At 37.0% G+C, this 17,894-nt stretch carries 13 protein-coding genes and 3 pseudogenes; 14 read left to right on the forward strand and 2 right to left on the reverse strand.

Features of this window, described 5'->3' with window-relative positions; translation table 11 throughout:
• Positions 1–280: 280 nt before the first annotated feature.
• From QFZ72_RS14515 to QFZ72_RS14525, 3 genes and pseudogenes are all read left to right on the forward strand, one after another.
• Positions 281–1,847, forward strand: a pseudogene (locus tag QFZ72_RS14515) (spore germination protein).
• A 27-nt stretch (positions 1,848–1,874) separates the two neighbouring features.
• Positions 1,875–2,978: a spore germination protein gene (locus QFZ72_RS14520; RefSeq protein ID WP_307434413.1), complete on the forward strand. Its 1,104-nt coding sequence runs from the start codon at positions 1,875–1,877 to the stop codon at positions 2,976–2,978.
• On the forward strand, positions 2,962–4,170 hold the full coding sequence (locus QFZ72_RS14525; RefSeq protein WP_307434416.1) for a Ger(x)C family spore germination protein: 1,209 nt from the start codon (positions 2,962–2,964) through the stop codon (positions 4,168–4,170). The genes QFZ72_RS14520 and QFZ72_RS14525 overlap by 17 nt, the downstream gene beginning before the upstream one ends.
• A gap of 233 nt (positions 4,171–4,403) precedes the next feature.
• On the opposite strand, the pseudogene QFZ72_RS14530 reads toward QFZ72_RS14525, so the two are convergent.
• Positions 4,404–4,604, reverse strand: a pseudogene (locus QFZ72_RS14530) (phosphate acyltransferase); the annotation flags it as partial.
• Between the two features lie 798 nt (positions 4,605–5,402).
• Positions 5,403–6,032 (reverse strand): homoserine/threonine efflux transporter, encoded by a 630-nt coding sequence (locus tag QFZ72_RS14535; protein WP_307434419.1) that lies wholly within the window; start codon positions 6,030–6,032, stop codon positions 5,403–5,405.
• 141 nt (positions 6,033–6,173) lie between these two features.
• Between QFZ72_RS14535 and QFZ72_RS14540 the strand changes: the two genes are divergently transcribed.
• From QFZ72_RS14540 to ybaK, 11 genes and pseudogenes are all read left to right on the forward strand, one after another.
• Positions 6,174–7,001: a TrmB family transcriptional regulator gene (locus QFZ72_RS14540; RefSeq protein ID WP_307434420.1), complete on the forward strand. Its 828-nt coding sequence runs from the start codon at positions 6,174–6,176 to the stop codon at positions 6,999–7,001.
• Positions 7,002–7,266: 265 nt separating this feature from the next.
• Positions 7,267–7,962 carry a VanZ family protein gene (locus QFZ72_RS14545; RefSeq protein ID WP_307434422.1) on the forward strand — a complete coding sequence of 232 codons (696 nt, stop codon included), beginning with the start codon at positions 7,267–7,269 and terminating at the stop codon, positions 7,960–7,962.
• Between the two features lie 995 nt (positions 7,963–8,957).
• On the forward strand, positions 8,958–9,737 hold the full coding sequence (locus QFZ72_RS14550) for a GNAT family N-acetyltransferase (RefSeq protein WP_307434424.1): 780 nt from the start codon (positions 8,958–8,960) through the stop codon (positions 9,735–9,737).
• Positions 9,738–10,093: 356 nt separating this feature from the next.
• Entirely contained in the window at positions 10,094–11,560 is a 1,467-nt protein-coding gene (locus QFZ72_RS14555; protein WP_307434427.1) for a sensor histidine kinase, read from the forward strand.
• Complete coding sequence (locus QFZ72_RS14560; protein WP_307434429.1) at positions 11,538–12,224, forward strand: response regulator transcription factor; 687 nt, start codon at positions 11,538–11,540, stop codon at positions 12,222–12,224. The genes QFZ72_RS14555 and QFZ72_RS14560 overlap by 23 nt, the downstream gene beginning before the upstream one ends.
• Before the next feature lie 141 nt (positions 12,225–12,365).
• Positions 12,366–13,058, forward strand: coding sequence for an ankyrin repeat domain-containing protein (locus QFZ72_RS14565; RefSeq protein ID WP_307434432.1), 693 nt, complete (start codon positions 12,366–12,368; stop codon positions 13,056–13,058).
• Between the two features lie 26 nt (positions 13,059–13,084).
• Positions 13,085–14,158 (forward strand): hypothetical protein, encoded by a 1,074-nt coding sequence (locus QFZ72_RS14570; protein ID WP_307434435.1) that lies wholly within the window; start codon positions 13,085–13,087, stop codon positions 14,156–14,158.
• Between the two features lie 455 nt (positions 14,159–14,613).
• Positions 14,614–14,796 carry a hypothetical protein gene (locus QFZ72_RS14575; RefSeq protein WP_307434438.1) on the forward strand — a complete coding sequence of 61 codons (183 nt, stop codon included), beginning with the start codon at positions 14,614–14,616 and terminating at the stop codon, positions 14,794–14,796.
• Positions 14,797–15,864: 1,068 nt separating this feature from the next.
• Positions 15,865–16,602, forward strand: coding sequence for an MBL fold metallo-hydrolase (locus QFZ72_RS14580; RefSeq protein WP_307434442.1), 738 nt, complete (start codon positions 15,865–15,867; stop codon positions 16,600–16,602).
• Positions 16,598–16,744: pseudogene (locus QFZ72_RS14585) on the forward strand (tyrosine-type recombinase/integrase); the annotation flags it as partial. The gene QFZ72_RS14580 and the pseudogene QFZ72_RS14585, both read left to right, overlap by 5 nt.
• Positions 16,745–17,083: 339 nt before the next feature.
• Positions 17,084–17,560 (forward strand): Cys-tRNA(Pro) deacylase, encoded by a 477-nt coding sequence (ybaK, locus tag QFZ72_RS14590; protein ID WP_307434445.1) that lies wholly within the window; start codon positions 17,084–17,086, stop codon positions 17,558–17,560.
• The last annotated feature ends 334 nt before the right edge of the window (positions 17,561–17,894 follow it).

A 17,894-nucleotide genomic window follows, 5' to 3' on the forward strand; every position in this document is an offset into this window, starting at 1 on the left:
TTTTATTAGGTACAAACTCGAATAAGATTATCGTTAATGTTCCAATTACATAATGATTTAGAAGTTTTTTATTCATTAATAACAACATATTAAAAATGTTTATTCCTAATGTCAGTTGCAGGAATCAGGTAATTAAAGGGTGATTTGATATGTGGAAAATGGTGGTTTCCTATCTTCCAGACTGGAAAGTCTTTATTCAGGGTTTTATCACATTTTTCATTCCGTTTTTAATCTCAAGATTTTTTAATTGGTTCCGTACTTTAGAGGAAGAGTGATGATTATGAAATGGTGGAAATCAAAGATCAAACAAACGCAACCTTCCATTCAAAGTGATACAGAGCTTAAATCTAAGTTTTATCAAGATTCAATCGGTCAAATTACAGGCGATTTCGATGTGGATCTGGAGCATGTCAAGCAAGAAATCGGTCATAACTCAGATGTGCACTTTCGGGAGTTTAACATAGGGCGCACAGGCATTCGGGCGGCGATCATTTTTGTCGATGGACTGTCAGATAAAGATCTCATCGACAAACATATTATGAAATCATTGATGCTTAATTTTTGTGAAGAATATAAACAGGAAACTCCTTATGTGAGAGGTACCTTTTCAAAAGAATTTATTAAAAATCAAGTTCTTTCTATTAGTGAAGTAGAAGAAGTCCATCACATAAAAGCATTGATGACAAAAGTATTAACAGGTTTAACAGCCCTTTTGATTGATGGATCATCAGATGTTTTCATTCTTGGTACAACCAAAGCAAACAAACGGAATATTGAAGAGCCAGTATCAGAGGCATTGGTCAGAGGTGGTAGGTTTCACTGAAATTTTAAGCGATAATACCGCCCTTTTGCGACGCCATGGTGAAAATGAGAACTTATCATTAACAAAATTCCAAGTAGGAAAGCGTGCAAAAAAAGAACTGGTCATCGCCTATATGAAAGAGATTGCTGACCCTGAATTAGTAGAAGAGGTCAAGAAAAGAGTTCAGAAAATCGAAATTGATCATGTACCGGAATCAGGCTATGTAGAGCAACTGATCGAAGATAATTACCTCAGTCCCTTTCCCCAAGTACAGAGTACGGAGCGCCCTGATCGCGTCATTAGTGCATTGATGGAAGGAAGAGTAGCAATTTTATTAGATGGAACGCCTTTTGCTTTGATCGCCCCAGTTACATTTAGCATGCTGCTGCAATCGCCAGAAGATTATTATGAACGCTGGATTCCCGGCACGCTCTTTCGTCTGCTGCGTTTTGGAGCAGCTATTGTTACGTTGTTTGCACCTGCTTTGTATATATCTTTTATCTCATTTCATCCGGGAATGATTCCTAGTGAGTTAGCCATTTCTATCACAGGGACAAGGGAAGGTGTTCCGTTTCCTTCTTTAATAGAGGCACTGCTTATGGAAGTAGCAATCGAAATTTTGCGGGAAGCTGGGCTGCGCTTGCCCAAGCCTATTGGCCCTGCGATGGGGATTGTTGGCGGACTGATCATTGGTGAAGCGGCGGTACAAGCAGGGATAGTCAGCAATATCATGGTTATCGTAGTAGCAATAACCGCCATTTCCTCCTTTGCCATTCCGAGTTATAGCGCGGGGATTCCATTGCGCATTCTTCGCTTTGTAGCCATGTTTAGCGCTGCATTGTTTGGATTGTACGGAGTCATTCTGTTTTTCCTCTTTCTTTGCAGTCATTTGGTGAAACTGAAGAGTTTTGGCGTACCTTATGCCAGTCCTGCTGTGCCTTATCGATTAAGTGGCTGGAAAGATTTTATGGTTCGCATGCCACTTCAGATGATGAAACGTCGTCCGAAGATGATGCATACGAAAGATCAAATTCGTAAAGGATAGCTTACTTAGAAAGGAAGTGAACCCTAGATGATTCTTAGTCCAAAAGACCGAATAACCACTCCGCAAGCAGCTGTTGTCGTCATCAATTTTATCCTCGGATCAGGGATCCTCACTCTGCCCAGGACATCTGTAGAAAAGGTAAAAACACCGGATGTTTGGATTACCGTTATTTTAGGCGGACTAATCGCGATGATGGCAGGGGTGATCCTTGTGAAATTAAGCCAACAGTTTCCCGAAAAAACCTTTTATCAATATAGTCGAGAAATCGTAGGAAAATGGGTAGGCGGGCTGCTCAGTCTCCTTATTGTATGTTATTTATTAATGACTGCCGGGTTTCAAGTCCGTTCAATGGTGGAAGTAACAGGCTTTTATTTACTGGAAGGTACTCCTGCTTGGGCAATCACCATGTCATTTATTTGGGTAGGTCTCTATTTGATCATTGGAGGAATCAATCCGATCGCCCGTCTGTTTGAAATAATATTCCCTATTACGGTCATCCTTTTTTTGCTGGTTGTCTTTATGAGTTTCGGAATATTTGAGATAGATAATCTCCGTCCGGTATTAGGATTGGGAGTCATACCAGTGCTAAAAGGGGTAAAGACAACGGCTCTCTCGTATACTGGTATTGAAATCATGTTGTTCCTTACGGCATTTATGAAACATCCGCATAAAGCAGTAAAAGCTGTTGTAGTCGGAACAGCTATACCCTTGGTCTTTTATATAATAATCGTCATTATGGTAATTGGAGCGTTTTCCGTCGATGGAGTGGTCACAAGAACATGGCCGACCCTTGATCTCATGAGAAGTTTTGAAATCCACGGCCTGATCTTTGAAAGGTTTGAGTCTATATTGCTCGTGATATGGATCATGCAATTATTTGCTTCATTTACCATCTCCTACTATGCGGCTGCTTTGGGGCTGGCTCAACTCTTCAAAAAGAACATTCATCCATTTATGTGCGGATTACTTCCAGTTATTTATATCATCTCTATGGTGCCGAAAAATATCAATGACCAATTTAAACTCGGTGATATGATTGGCAATGTCGCGTTGTATTTATTTGGTTTACTACCGTTGCTACTTCTCATTGTTTCAAGATGGAAGGTGGGAAAGCATGAAGCAAAGCCATAACAATGTGCGGTCCCTCAAGGGTATGCTCTCTGTTCTATTACTCCTGTTTCTTACAGGGTGCTGGAGCAGTCATGAAATTGAAGAGATTGGTTTAAGTGTAGGTTTAGCATTAGATGAAGGAAAGGAGTCAACAATTGAGCAAGAGCTAAAGGAACAGGGAGGGGGGTATACCAAAAGCGATATCTTAACGTTGACCTATCAATTTGTTAACGCACAAGGAAAAGGGTCAGGGAGTAATGGGGGAGGAATGCAGCAAAAACCTTATATAAATATTTCTGAAACTGGTGATTCCATCCATCAAATGACTCGTGAATTTTCATTGAGAAAGGATCGTCCTATGTTCAGCCCACATCTAAAACTTATTGTTATCAATTCGGATCTTGTACGTAAGTATAGTTTGGAACAATTACTTGATCAATTCCTCCGTGATAATGAGGTTAGACCAAGCTGTCTTGTGTTCATTAGCAAGGGGCGAGCAAACGAGACGCTAGAATCAAAGGAATTAGGAGAAATTCCAGCGATTCGTTTAATTGGAATTTCAGATAATGAAGATCGAACAACAAGGATTTTGCCCCCTATGTCACTCGCTAAATTAGAGGGCAAGATGCAATCAGGATCCAGTTTTCTTTTGCAAAATGTAATTTCGACGAATGGAGAAGTTAAATTATCAGGAACTGCCGTGATTACAGGTAAGACAAAAAAGCTGCTTGGGTTTTTGAATGAAGAGGAATTGGATGGTTTAACGTGGATAACTGGAAAGGGAAAAGGCGGTTTGGTGAAAAACTTTGATAAAGAGACAAATCAGCCAATCATTTACGAGGTAAAGTCTATGAAAAGCAAAATCACACCTCATATTAATGGGAACAACATCTCTTTTGATGTAAAAATAGAATCAGAAGGGCGTCTTTCTGAAAATTGGGTGGTTTCGAAGAAAACTTCTGAAAATAAATTTTTAAAAAGCGCTGAAAAAGCTGCTGAAGAAGAAGTAAATCGATTAGTGAATAATGTATTAGAAATCATGCAAGGGGATTACCAAGTCGACGTTGCCGGCTTTGGAAACCAATTGAGAATTAAACATCCTAAAGTATGGGAAAAGGTCAAAAAAGATTGGGATCAAACATTTAGTGAGGTTCCGATCAAGTACAACGTAAAATTAACTATCACTGAATATGGGGCTTCAGACAGCAATTGAATCCTCGTGTTCAAATTGCTTATACAGTTTTGATGACTATTTCTAAAATCAGGAGAAAATCCATCTTAAATATTGTTTATGACTATTCACGAGTATTCAATAAGTAAAACTGGGCAAAAACCGCCCGATCCTTGTTTAGCGAAATTCCGATAGCTTGTACTCACTTACCATTATGACTGTGCAGCTGTAATCAACGCTATTTTATTAACATCTTCAGCATTGCAACCACGTCATAGATCATTAACTGGTTTATTTAAACCTTGTAGGATTGGACCAACTGCTACAAAATCACCTAAACGTTGGGCAATTTTGTAGCCAAAGTTTCCTGCTTCAAAGCTTGGGAATACAAATACATTTGCATCACCTTTAATCACTGAGCCTGATGCTTACTTTTCAGCTACTGATGGAACAAACGCTGCATCAAATTGGAATTCTCAGATTTTTTAAGTTTCAGGGAGAATTGGGGTGTTATTATAATTAGAATAACGAATAAGATAGAGGTATCCAAATTGACAAGAAAACATGAACCGGTTGCATCGGCCAATTAGTCATTGAAAATCATTTTGTAGATGTTTTGGATCAAGCCCATTGAAGAAAGAGCTTTTATTATTTAACGGCTTTATTTATATGCCTTCCTAGTTTCTTCAACGATTTAAAATAATATTTTTTCAAACAATTTAATAAGACGTTTTTTCGTCGTTAAAGCAAACATCCAGTAGAATCTACTATGGAATCCTTATTAGACTATGGAGAAAGTACATTAACAAAGAGCTATCTCGGTTACTCTTTTTCATTTGCTTTCTTAAACAATCGGGCCATTTAATGGAGTAAGATTCTAAAACGAAACTGGATATTTATGTTAATAACGGGTGTGAGATTATGAAGAAATGTACTTAAACTTAAATGCAGGTAAGTCACATAAGTAAATTATTCGGGGTATAACTCTAAGTTATACCCCTATACCAATTTATCAATTTTAAACGTTGTGTTTTGCAATTATAATTTATTTCATCGAATGTTGATGCAATTGATTCCGGCCTTGTTTTGAAATAATTGGTATTAAGCTATTGGGCAGGATTGTTGAAGAGTGGTTTCAAGAGTTTGATCAACAACCGGGCCAGTTAATTGAACAAGGATGTTAGTTGCACGTTAAAAACAAACGACGTTAAACAGAAAAAACCGCTCAATTTTTTGAACGGAGAGAATCAAATTAGGTGTGTTAGTAAATGAATTTAAATTCCTGTTTTTATGCCAAAACCTATTAAAATTAAGCCAGTTGATTTTTGGAATGCCTTCTGGAATTTTGAGTTGTTCAACCATTTTTTTGCGTAATCAATTAGATAAACAAGAAATAGAAACCACAATACAGCGAGTAAGGTTAGGATGAAGGCTAATACAATCAATTGCTGGTTTACATTTCCGTTTAAATTGATAAATTGTGGCATGATTGTTATATAAACTAAAACAGTCTTTGGATTAAGAATATTATTAAGTAACGCTTGCATAAAGGAATCTTTATTATGCCGATTTGAATACTTTGTAGGTGTATTTGCTTGAGCTTGAATTTCTTTTAAAGAAAACACGCTTTTAGCAAAAAAACTTTTTATCCCTAAATAAATTAAGTAGGCGGCTCCCAAATATTTGATGGTGCTGAAAAGAATGACGGACTTTGCAATGACAACAGATAAGCCAAGGATCGCAATCAGTGTCCAAAACGAAAGTCCCATCGCCATTCCAAAAACCGTATAACGTCCGGCTTTTGAACCATAGCTAAGTGTGTTTTTTATAAGTAGCATAGTATCTGCTCCAGGTATGATAACCATCATTGCAGCTATTGAGATGTATGTTAGTAAGTTATCCATACTATTTCTCCCTTCCTCTCTTTATAGTGACTACTTAAGTAACTACTCATGTAAGTATATCAGATACCCTTGGAAAAAATCAACAGATTTTGCTAAAATATTAGTTACAAAGGTAGCGACTAAGGTTGTATTGGAGGATTTATGAAAGAAAACATTTTAGAAACATTAAAAAATCTAAATTTTACCGAATATGAGGCGAAAGCATATCTTACCCTATTGGAAGAATCGCCATTAACCGGTTATGCAGTAGCAAAAAATTCCGGTGTACCACGTTCAAGAATATATGAAGTTCTGGACAGTCTCGTCATGCGCGGAGATATTCTGGTTAGTCCTGGAAACACACCACAGTATACTCCTGTTCCTGCAAAGGAGCTAATTAAAAACCGTCGAATGAAAGCAGAAGAGAATTTTGAACTGGCAGAAAAATCATTAGCGGAGTTTGAACGTTCTGCAAATGACCGTGAAAATATCTGGAATATCACGGGACGCAATGAAATACTCGATAAGGTAAAAGCTTGTATATTGTCTGCTGAAAAAAGAATTCTCTTAGAGATTTGGAAAGAGGAATTCGAAGAATTGGAGTCTGAACTAAGACAGGCAGCAAATAGAGGGGTCAATGTAACGATTATTGCTTATGGGGAAATCGTCTCTGATTTTGCTAATGTTTACCTCCATTATATGGGTCATGAAATTACAGAAGAGTATGGTGGACGATGGCTTGTTATTAGTGGAGATGATTCAGAAGTAGTAGCAGGTATTGTCTCGCTGGGTAAAGATAGCCGTGCAGCATGGACAATGCATGTAGGTTTAGTAATGCCAATTACAGAAGTCATGATTCATGATTTGTATCTCATGGAAATTATGGAGAAACATAGAGAACTTTTAGAGGAAAGTTTTGGAGAAAACCTCATCAATTTACGTCGCAAATTTTCTATCCACCCAGATTTTAAAAAACATTATGTAAAATAGATTTGTACTATTCTTGTCTGTTTTATACAACGTAATAAGAAAAGCATTACTTCATAGCAAATAATGCTTTTCTTATTCAACAAACGGGCGCTTTTCTTCGATAAGACAACATATATGATAGTCAACAATCGGGGGCGATTGCATTATAGGGATCGCTACTTTTGTTTAAAAACGAAGAGGGTGACCGAAGAACATTTTACATTTATTGGATAGTATCGTTTTTGTTAGTGAAATTATTAACTTTAAGATCAAGAAGGAGAATTTAATGTCGACTTTAAAATTAAATAAGTGGTTAAGTTTGTTAGTTGCTCTGATTTATTTTCTTTATAATTATAATAATAGTATTTTTGAAGGAGCAAAGCTTTTAGAGTACCTGAATTTAGTTGTGAACTTTTCAGTGGTATTAATATTATGTGTATGGTTGATTAGTAAATCAAGAGTTGAAAATGTTCTTGACTTGGTTATTTTATCGGGATTTATACTTTATCTTTTCGTGTTACATTCTTACGTATCTCTTGTTAACGTTTCGTATTATTTTACTCAAGAGTATGTGGGTGATTCATATATAAGTATGCAACAAATAAACTTAATACCTTTTAAAACTATTTTTAATAATTTATTGGGAACAGTAGTAGCACCTGTAACAATAATTCAAACCGCAGGTAATTTCCTATTGTTACTACCTTTATCGTTTGCTTTATTAGCATTGAAAATTGTAGCCAGCAAATATAAAGTAGCTCAAACAATACTTGTTATTTCTCTTTTAATTGAGACATTTCAGCTTTTCTTAAATTTTTCCGTTTCAGGTTATTTGTACTCAGAAGGAGGACACCGTGCAATTGATATTGATGATGTTATATTAAATACTGTAGGAGGTTTAGTAGGAATTATAGTATTTATTATTTATAAAAAGGTAGTTTCAAAAAATAACGTCACTACAAATACTTCTACATTTAATTAATTTTTGACAGTTGTGGGAATTTCATAGTATTCCATTAAAGTGGGATTTACTTCAATATTTGAGAGAGCTTATACTATCTTGAATTTCGCAACAGAACCACCAATCTCTAAAAACATTGTTAAATAGTAGAGGAAGCTGTACAAACCAAAACCCCTTGAGTCTCAAGAGGTTTTTTAATATTCGTATTTATCGGTTATGCACGTTTTTATACAGGGTTGATCTATCCACGTTGTCAGCCTTTGCAGAAGCCTGGTGGGCTGAATGAAAATGAGGGTGTTTATGCAAATAGGGGTACCGATTCTAACATAAATACCTTTAAAAACGAAAATAGCAGGCTTAAGCCTGCTTGTAAAAATGAACGTTTGCAGCTGATGTTTGAGATCCCCAGGTAGGGGTCCCAGACAGCTGTCCTGCAAGCCTAATTACAGGAGGAATTATTTTTATAACTGATTTTATAATTTCTATAGAGGATTAGCAGATGCAATGGAAACATTATTTATACTTTTTTACTAGCCGCAAATTTTACAGAATTCACTGGTTGAATTGCTGGTACAACACTACTTATTTTATATATGACAAATCTAAAGTCTGCAGGGGTTCATTTCTTTCACCATTAAGCCCTTTTAGATACGAAGAATTAAAAGATACTCTTTACAGGTGGGATTTGAAATCGTTAATTAATAGTAAGCACTCATTTCCTTACAATAACAAGTTATAGGAGTCAAATCAATATTTTCTTAAGCTAAAGGGCGCCTTACTATATATAAGGGTCTTTTTGAATTGGGCCACGATTGCCTGAGTAAGGGCTGTTAAAAAACTGACAGGTTTAAAGAAGGATTTCACGAAACTTAAGGAGAATTGCTCACATTACAACCAGCTTCTTTTAGATGACTTGAAGTAGGAGCAATCTATTGTATAGATCCTTTTTATTTTATGGTAGGACATATATTACATGAGTGTGCTAATCAGATGAACAAAAATATGGGGTGTCCGACATGAATATTTATTTTAAAGAATGTAAACAAAATGATGTTGAAAATTTAATCCAGGAATATGTAAGGACATTAAGTTCTCCTATTGATTCTTTCTTAGAGGAGCATATTCTCAATTCCGCATTTTATACAGTCAGTTACAACGATGAGGATGCAGGGTATTATGCCATTCATAATAATCAGTACCTTACCCAATTTTATTTAAAGTTATCATATTACAAAGAATCCCAAGAAATTTTTAAAAATGTTCTTAGGAATCATTCAATTCAGTCAATACTGGTTCCAACATGCGATGAACTTTTTTTAAGTTTGGTATTAGACCATGATTATAAGATTGAAAAACAAGCTTACTTTTTCCAAGATAACAAAGTAAAAATTGCAAAAGAAAAATTATTTAAAGGTGGGAAATTCAGGGCTGCCGTTCCTAATGATACTCCGCAAATAACTGAGGTTTGTCAGGACTTCATAGATAAAGTGGAGGAACGTATTGAAAATAGGGAAATATTCACCTTCACCAAAGGAAATATATTACTTGGAATAGGGATTATAGAACGAAGTATGTTACTCGACAGATTTGGAAATATTGGCATGTTTACGAATGAACAGTACAGAAAAAATGGAATAGGTAGAACGATAATACATCACTTAAAGGAATGGTGTTATGACAATAATCTAAATCCGATTTGTGGTTGTTGGTATTATAACGCTCTCTCAAAACGGACATTAGAAAGTGCTGGTATGGTCTCTAAAACAAGATTATTAAATATTAAAGTTTTGGTTTGAGTTTAGTGTCCAGTCTTCGGAGATTAGCCCAGCTTGGGCTGACTTTTGAAGAGACACTTACGAATAATGAATCGAAATCAGTTACAGTTATTCAAGAAAAGGGTTGAAGAGATAAAAAAGCTTCAAGTTTGAATAGGGATTTGTCTACGGTCTAAAGACGTGCTGAGCAGCACGTCATTTTTTTATCTCTTTAGGAAGAAAGCAAGAGCGAAGTAGATAATTTTTAAAAGGATCATTTAAGAAAATTTTAAGATTTACGTGGTAAAGTAGTACAGATAAACCGCCAGCATGGTTAAAACAGATAAGGAAGAAAACCTATATCCAGAATAACTTGCGGTAATGAGGAGATTAAAAGCATGTCGATTAAAATGAGATTTCTGCTGTCTTATATAGGCGTTACCGTTGTCTCAATCATCTTGTGTCTTGCGGCCGGTTTTTTGATTCTTTTTACAGTCACAGGAGACACAAAGTCGGTTGAGCACTTATTTAAGAAAACGTATATCCAAAAGCCTCTAACAACAGTGGAGGAAAGCACCTTTTTAGATCTTAAATTACTTGCGAAGAAAGATCCCAATTCACTTTTATATACAAATGAACTTCAAAACATTAAACAAGTCGGGATTGGTATTGTCGTAAGAAAAGGCGGAGAAATCGTCTATTCAACTGACGAACAGAATCGGGAAAAACTACAGCGTTTTCTGCCTGAATTTGAAGAAATCAATATAAACACTCGCGATACAATACGGATTGATGATAGGTTCTTCACGTATGTGAAGTTTGATTTTTATTTTGAAGATGGTGAGCAGGGTAGCATCTTCGTCTTACGAAAAGCCAGTTCGGTTGCGGAACTGACACGTGAGCTATTTCCATTTTTATTAATTTTATTGGTAATTTTGTTTGTAGTGATCATTGGCCTTCTGAATTATTTGGTTTCCAGAAGCATCATTAAGCCGGTCACCTTTTTAAAACAAGCAGCGGACCGAATCAAATCAGGAGATCTCGACTTTAAAGTCACATCAGCTTCTAACGACGAAGTGGGTCAGCTACACCGGGCTTTTGAAGAGATGAGGATTCGGCTGAAGGAATCTACAGAACTTCAGATTAAATACGAAGAAAACCGAAAAGAGCTGCTGTCTAACATCTCGCACGATTTAAAGACACCTATCACATCCATCATCGGGTATGTAGAAGGGATACGAGACGGTGTTGCCAACACTCCAGAGAAAACGGCAAAGTATTTATCAACTATATCTTTAAAAGCGCGAGATTTGGACGCTCTAATCGATGAGCTCTTCCTGTTCTCAAAGCTTGACCTGAAGAGGGAGCCGTTCTCTTTTGAAAAAGTGGATATTGTTCCGTTTATTAGAGATATATCGGAAGAAGTTCAATTCGATTTGCAGCCACATGGCTTCCAACTGGACGTTGCAATTATAGCTCCATCACTTATTGTGACGGCCGATCGTGAAAAATTAAAACGGGTTATGATGAACGTAATTCAGAACAGTGTAAAGTTTTTAGATAAGGATGAGAAGAAAATTGCTATTACTCTAGAAGAAAACGATGAAGATGTTATGATTATCATCACAGATAACGGACAAGGCATTGACCCCGAAGCACTTCCGTTTGTGTTTGATCGCTTTTACCGGTCTGAACCTTCACGGAACACGGCAACAGGTGGAAGCGGACTTGGACTTGCAATCGCGAAACAAATCATACAGGCACACGGGGGAATAATTGAAGCAGACAGCAAGCTTGGAGAAGGTACATCTGTATTCTTTACGTTAAAAAAGGGGGATCAACGTGAAACGCATTTTGCTGATTGAAGATGAAGTGAGCATTGCTGAATTGCAAAGAGATTATTTAGAGATTGAGGGCTTTCAGGTAGATATGAAGCATGATGGAAAATCAGGTGTCACAGCTGCCTTGGAAGGCAATTATGACCTCATTATCCTCGACATCATGCTGCCTGGGATAAGCGGATTTGATATTTGTAAAGAGATTCGGGCTGAGCAAAATATCCCGATTCTGCTCGTGTCCGCTAAAAAAGAAGAAATCGATAAGATTAGAGGACTCGGTCTTGGAGCTGATGACTATATTACAAAACCTTTTTCACCAAGTGAATTAGTCGCGAGAGTAAAGGCACATCTATCACGTTATGAACGACTTGCAGGGCAACAGCCAAGAAACCAAGTGCTTTTTGTACAAGGGATTTCGATTGACCAATCCTCACGTAAAGTACAGGTAAACGGAAAAGACGTGCCGTTTACGACAAAAGAATTTGACCTGCTCGTGTTTTTCGTGATGCACCCGAATCAAGTGCTATCGAAGGATCAGTTGTATGAGCGGATCTGGGGAATGGATTCTGCGGCTGATGTATCAACGGTTACGGTTCACGTTCGAAAACTTCGGGAGAAGATTGAACAAAATCCAGCAAAACCTGAGCACTTAGAAACCGTTTGGGGAGCTGGCTATCGCTTTAACGTGTAAGTTATTATCCCGGAATATGAGCCGGGATATTTTTTTAAGCTTTTCTTAAGAATTTGTTTAGATGGAATTTAGGAATTCCATCTATCCTTATCTGTGTAAGACAAAACAAGTAAGGAGAGATGTGAAAAGGGGAGTGAATAGATGAAATGGTTAGCAGCAGTACTTAGCATTATGTTACTTCTGCAAGGGTGTACCGACAAAAGCGAAAGCACCAATACGCCAGGAAAGGAGACATCAACCGTGACAGACGAACTTCACCAAGCAACTGAACAGCAAGATACCGAGCAGGTGAAAAAACTAATCAAGGACGGCATGGATCTAAACGTACAAGACTCTCAAGGACGAACGCCTCTAATGATTGCTACGTATAATGAAGACTATGACACTGCAAAGGTTTTGATTGAAGCAGGTGCTGATGTGAACATCCAAGATAGCATGAAGAACAACCCGTATCTGTATGCGAGTGCGGAAGGCTACACCGATATCCTTCGCTTAACCATTGAAGCAGGAGCTGATGCGAAAATCACAAACCGATACGGCGGAACAGGTTTAATTCCTGCATCGGAACACGGTTATGTGGATGTTGTGGACATGCTTTTAACGAAAACAGATGTCAATGTGAACCATGTGAACAACCTTGGTTGGACGGCGCTGTTAGAAGCGATTATCTTAAATAACGGAGATGAAAAGCAGCAGAAAACAGTAGAGCTATTGGTTCAATATGGGGCAAATGTCAACTTGGCGGATGGTGAAGGGATAACACCGCTAGAACATGCGAAACAAAAAGGATTTAAAGAAATCGAGACCTTTCTAATTGAGGCAGGAGCCAAATAATCTTTAACAAAGGGAGAGAAGAAAACATGAATCACCGTAAAAAAATCTTTACAGCAGCACTTGCTTTTTCAGTTATATCAGCAGGTGTTGTAACATATAATCAATCGGACTATGTGAATGCGGAAAAGTCAGAACAACAGCAGCAACAAAAGCAAAAAGTACGCATTACAAACATTGATGTACTTAACACGATGACCCTACAAGTGACGTTCAACAAGCCGCTTGCAGCTGAAGATGTGAACCCAAGCAACTTAGAAAACATCAAGAAGCATTTTTCATTTAACCATGACTTGAGCATCGTAAACGTACCACAATTGAAGATAGGTGCAAAAAGCACGTATATTGTTCCCGTGAAGATGCAAAAAGAAGAAATCCCTTATACGTTGAGCTACAAAGGGGAACGTACAATGATGTTTAAAGGAACCGATGAAAAAATCAATATCCGTGACACTCGTCAAGTAACAGATGACACGTTTGAGATCGAGTCGTTCCGAGAAGATGGCGTGACAGACTATGCAAACATCATTGAAGCTTACAGCGCAAACCGAGGAGATCAATCGTTTGAGTTAGACCGTCAGAACCGTGACGAAAACGGCATGCAGTATGAAATCATTTCATCTCTTCGTGACCGTGTCGTAACCGTAACAGGTAACAACGGCGACACATTCACGGCAAACTATGTACCTTTCACACAAGCAGCTGACATGAGACAAGCTCCTAAATTCCGTCTGCCGGCTGGAGAAACGTTTATTCCCGATGTAACTTACACGGTAACTTCTGAATGGGCTGATGTTAAGAACGCTACATTTAAAGCAGCTGACTTTGAGCCGCTAAACATTCAATCGGCTTATGCCATTGATAATAAGTCTCTAGAGATTACTCTAAATGCTGATCCAGGCATGGAGCTGTTTTCAGGAAGAAGCATACAGTTAAAAGCGGAGGATGGCAGCACAGTTGATGCTCAATACCGTTTTTCTTCACGAAAAGGAGCAGTTGGAATCTTTGATGTGAAGGGTACATTAATGTCAGGTGAAACGTATTCGATTGTTCCTCTCACCGACTGGGCAAAAGCATACAACGTCACATTTACAGCGAAATAGATTACAATAAGCACAGGTTCCTGGTTTAGGAGGTGTGCTTTCGTTTGTTACAAACAAATTTTCTAAGGTGTAAGGATCTCCAATTTATTACGTTGCGCTGGTCTTACATAAATCATGGCTGCTATTCCAACGGTGGCTAGAACAGATATAAAATTAAATACAGAAAAAAATCAAAAAGGATGCAAAGACTGCATCCTTTTGTTACGAATTTTCACAAGGACAGTACCATGATAAAAAAGAGAGTACATCACTAGCGGGCGTTTGGAAAACCTTCCACATTATTATCTTCCCCAAAGAAAAACATGTTCTATTTAAATAAATTGTCCCTTATATTTGCTTTAATGCATTTTTTTATTAATGATTTTGGTAACAAACTCCTAAAATTATTAATTTTTTTTTAGCCAAGATATTAAGGTTCAGGTAATGAACAAAAATATAAAAATAAGGTGATGTAGATGAAGACAAACATGGATAAAATTTTACCGGTTGTCGCTTCAGTTGGAGTAGGTATTGCAGCTTTTCAAATGATGAGTAGAAATGGTGGAAAAATGAAAAATATGATTCCACTTGCCTCAAACATGATGGGAATGGGGACTGGGATGCAAGAACAGAATCAACAACAGTCCGGAAATCAATAACTCTATGATTAAAGAATCCTTTATGTATTAAAGGTAATTTATTAATTGTATGGCGTTCTTTGGGACATTCTTTACACACATTTGTGTTTATAAGTTTCTCTGAAGAACGCCTTTTTTGAGGTTATTAAGAAAAAATCTTCAGTCAGGCCAGAAATTTAATACAATGCAGGGAATCTCATCATCGACGCACGAGAATCGTTTTAAAGGAGTTTTTTTTCATTCAGTGAAGAATTCACTTTGGGTATCCTTCCCCAAATTGCAGTTGTACTGACTACCGAACACCTTATCTTTTTTTATTTTTTTTGTTGAACTAACCCCTCCTTTAATTGCGGAAAAGACCTGTTCAAATTCCTAGACGGTTTATTTATCTTATTGAATCTTCAATTTCCACTAGAATTTTTGCAGTCACTTTATCTGAAACACTCTTGTCGATATTTAAAATATATTGCCAATTATCTTTTTCAAATGCTAAAAGATTGAACCCTTCTGTCGTTTTGGTGCTATAAATTGCTTTAGTACCATCTTTTAGTTTGAAATTTTTAATTTGCTCGTCTTTGAATTCTTATCGATACATTAATGGTTTGACCCTAATCATATAATGATTTTTTGTAGAATCCTTATTTATGTACTCAATTTCGAATGAAATCATTTATTTCTCCATCTGAATTAGTCAGACTCCCAAAGCTATGTGTAAAAGAAATTGGGTAGTTGTATTAGTAACTTAAGGCCCTTTTTAAAATGGCAGTCACTTTCTTTTAATGCCTCATAGACTGATTTGCAGCCAATATCGAAAAAAGACTTTTGGAATTCAGCACTAGTGTAATTGGCAAATGCAACTAAAAATATTTTTAACAGCCTCATTTCCTCACACCTTATATCCTTTTTCAAAGTATTTTCCCCAAAACTCACAATAATGCATAGGTGCCATTGCATTTTATTTTTTCGTCTTGTACTAATCCGTTACTCAACAATCGGGGGCTTTAATAGTACGATATGTTATTCTTTTCCTTTCCACTTCTCAAACATAGTATTAAGCTTAATGTAAAACCAGCAAATTAGGAGGTACGTATGAATAACTATCATCTTCTCGAGATTGAATTTGATTATAATGGACAAAAACAGATAGTCACGCCAATTCTTCTTCAAGATGAGCGAGATATAATTCTCATCGACTGTGGGTATCCAGACTTTAAGAATCTCCTTGAAGAAGCATGTATCCAGCACAACGTCAAACTAGACTCGATCACAAAATTGATTGTGACCCATCATGATATGGATCATATAGGTTCGCTCGCTGAATTGAAGCGGACGTATCCACACATGGAAATCGTTGCGTACGAGCTGGAAGCGCCGTACATTGAAGGTGAAAAAAAATCATTGCGACTTGAACAGGCTGAATCAACATTTGATTCATTGCCAGATGAAGAAAAGCCACATGCGGAGCAGTTTATTCACTTCTTACAGTCGATTGAGCCGGTTCCTGTGGATCGGACGGTCTCCAATAATGAACAGTTGCCTTGGTGCGGTGGCATCAATATAGTTCACACCCCCGGTCATTTACCTGGCCATATATCATTGTATTTACCTGCCAGCAAAACGCTGATTGCAGGGGATGTCGTCGTCATCGAACAAGGTAAGCTCGAAATTGCGAATCCCAAATTTACATTAGATTTGGATGAGGCTGTCCGATCTGTTCAACTATTGCTTGACTATAACATTGAGCATATCATTTGTTATCATGGAGGATTATTTCAAGGCGATGTAAAGCAGGCGCTTCTTCAACTTATTCATTCATATAGGGCATAGTTATGCAACACATATGATCAATAATGGAGCCCCTATTGAAGTCATACAAAGTTTACTTGGTCACGAAAAGAGTGAAACAACTAAAATTTATGCTCAACTAAGCGGAAAGCTTAGACAGGATTTGTATAGTAAATACTTTTAGAGTTTATAGGTGTCTAAAACACATTCTAGAGAGTGTTTTTTTCTTTTATTCTTAAAGAAACCTTGTTAACATTTACAAAGTTTGAAATAATTGTTATTAAGCAATTAGGCACTTTAGTTGAAGAGTGGTTTCAAGAGTTCTGCTCAACCATCGGGCCAGATAAATGAATAATGATTTGAGCTAAGGAAGCAGGAATGTTTAACAAGGATTATTATTGTCTGTTAATATATGGGTAGTAAGACCTCGAAACAAAATTGTAGAGGAATAAGACGGATTGGTATTAGACTTTGGCTGCATTCGCTAAGGGCTAATATTAAGTGTTCAAAGAAGGTGTAAACGATGAAAAAAGTTAAAACCAATGCAATGCGGATATTAGACAAAGAAAAAATAGAATATAAAATAATGACGTATAGGGCAGATGACGGAAAAATTGATGGATTATCTGTGGCCAAAAAAATTGGAAAAGAAGAAGGATTAGTGTATAAAACCCTTATTTCCCAAGGTTCTAGCAAGGGATATTATGTTTTTGTTACTCCGGTTGAAGCCGAGCTCGATTTGAAAAAGGCTGCTAAGGTTGTTGGAGAGAAGAAAGTCGAAATGATTCCAGTTAAGGATATAACGAAAGTGTCTGGATATGTGCGGGGTGGCTGTTCACCAATAGGAATGAAAAGTTTGTTTCCTACTTTTATCGATGACAAAGCTCTATCAGTTGGTACAATCATTGTCAGTGGGGGAAATATCGGTGTACAGATTGAAATTAAGGCAGAGGGTTTAGCAAAGGCAATAAAAGCACAATTCGCTGATTTATCTAAATAGTTTTTTACACTGTTTATGAAATGGTTTTTATTTATTACTACTGGTTGCTTAGGTGGAATAGAAGCAAAAGCGGTAGGTTACGAGGTTTGGATAAGTCCCAATAAAGATAAATTGGAGATTGTAAAAGCGGAAAATCAATATACTTAATTAGCTGAAGAAAATTCGAAACTCTTGTTTGAGATTTTAACTGGTGATAAATTGACTAATTTAAAATAGTAGATATTATTCAACAATCGGGGGGCGATTGCTTAACAAAGTGACGCCTCTTCTTACTTGAATTAAAGGGCCATTTAATGGAAGAACGTTTATTGAGATTACCGGATAGATTAGCGAA

The sequence above is a fragment of the Bacillus sp. V2I10 genome (assembly GCF_030817055.1).
Classification (GTDB): domain Bacteria; phylum Bacillota; class Bacilli; order Bacillales; family Bacillaceae; genus Bacillus_P.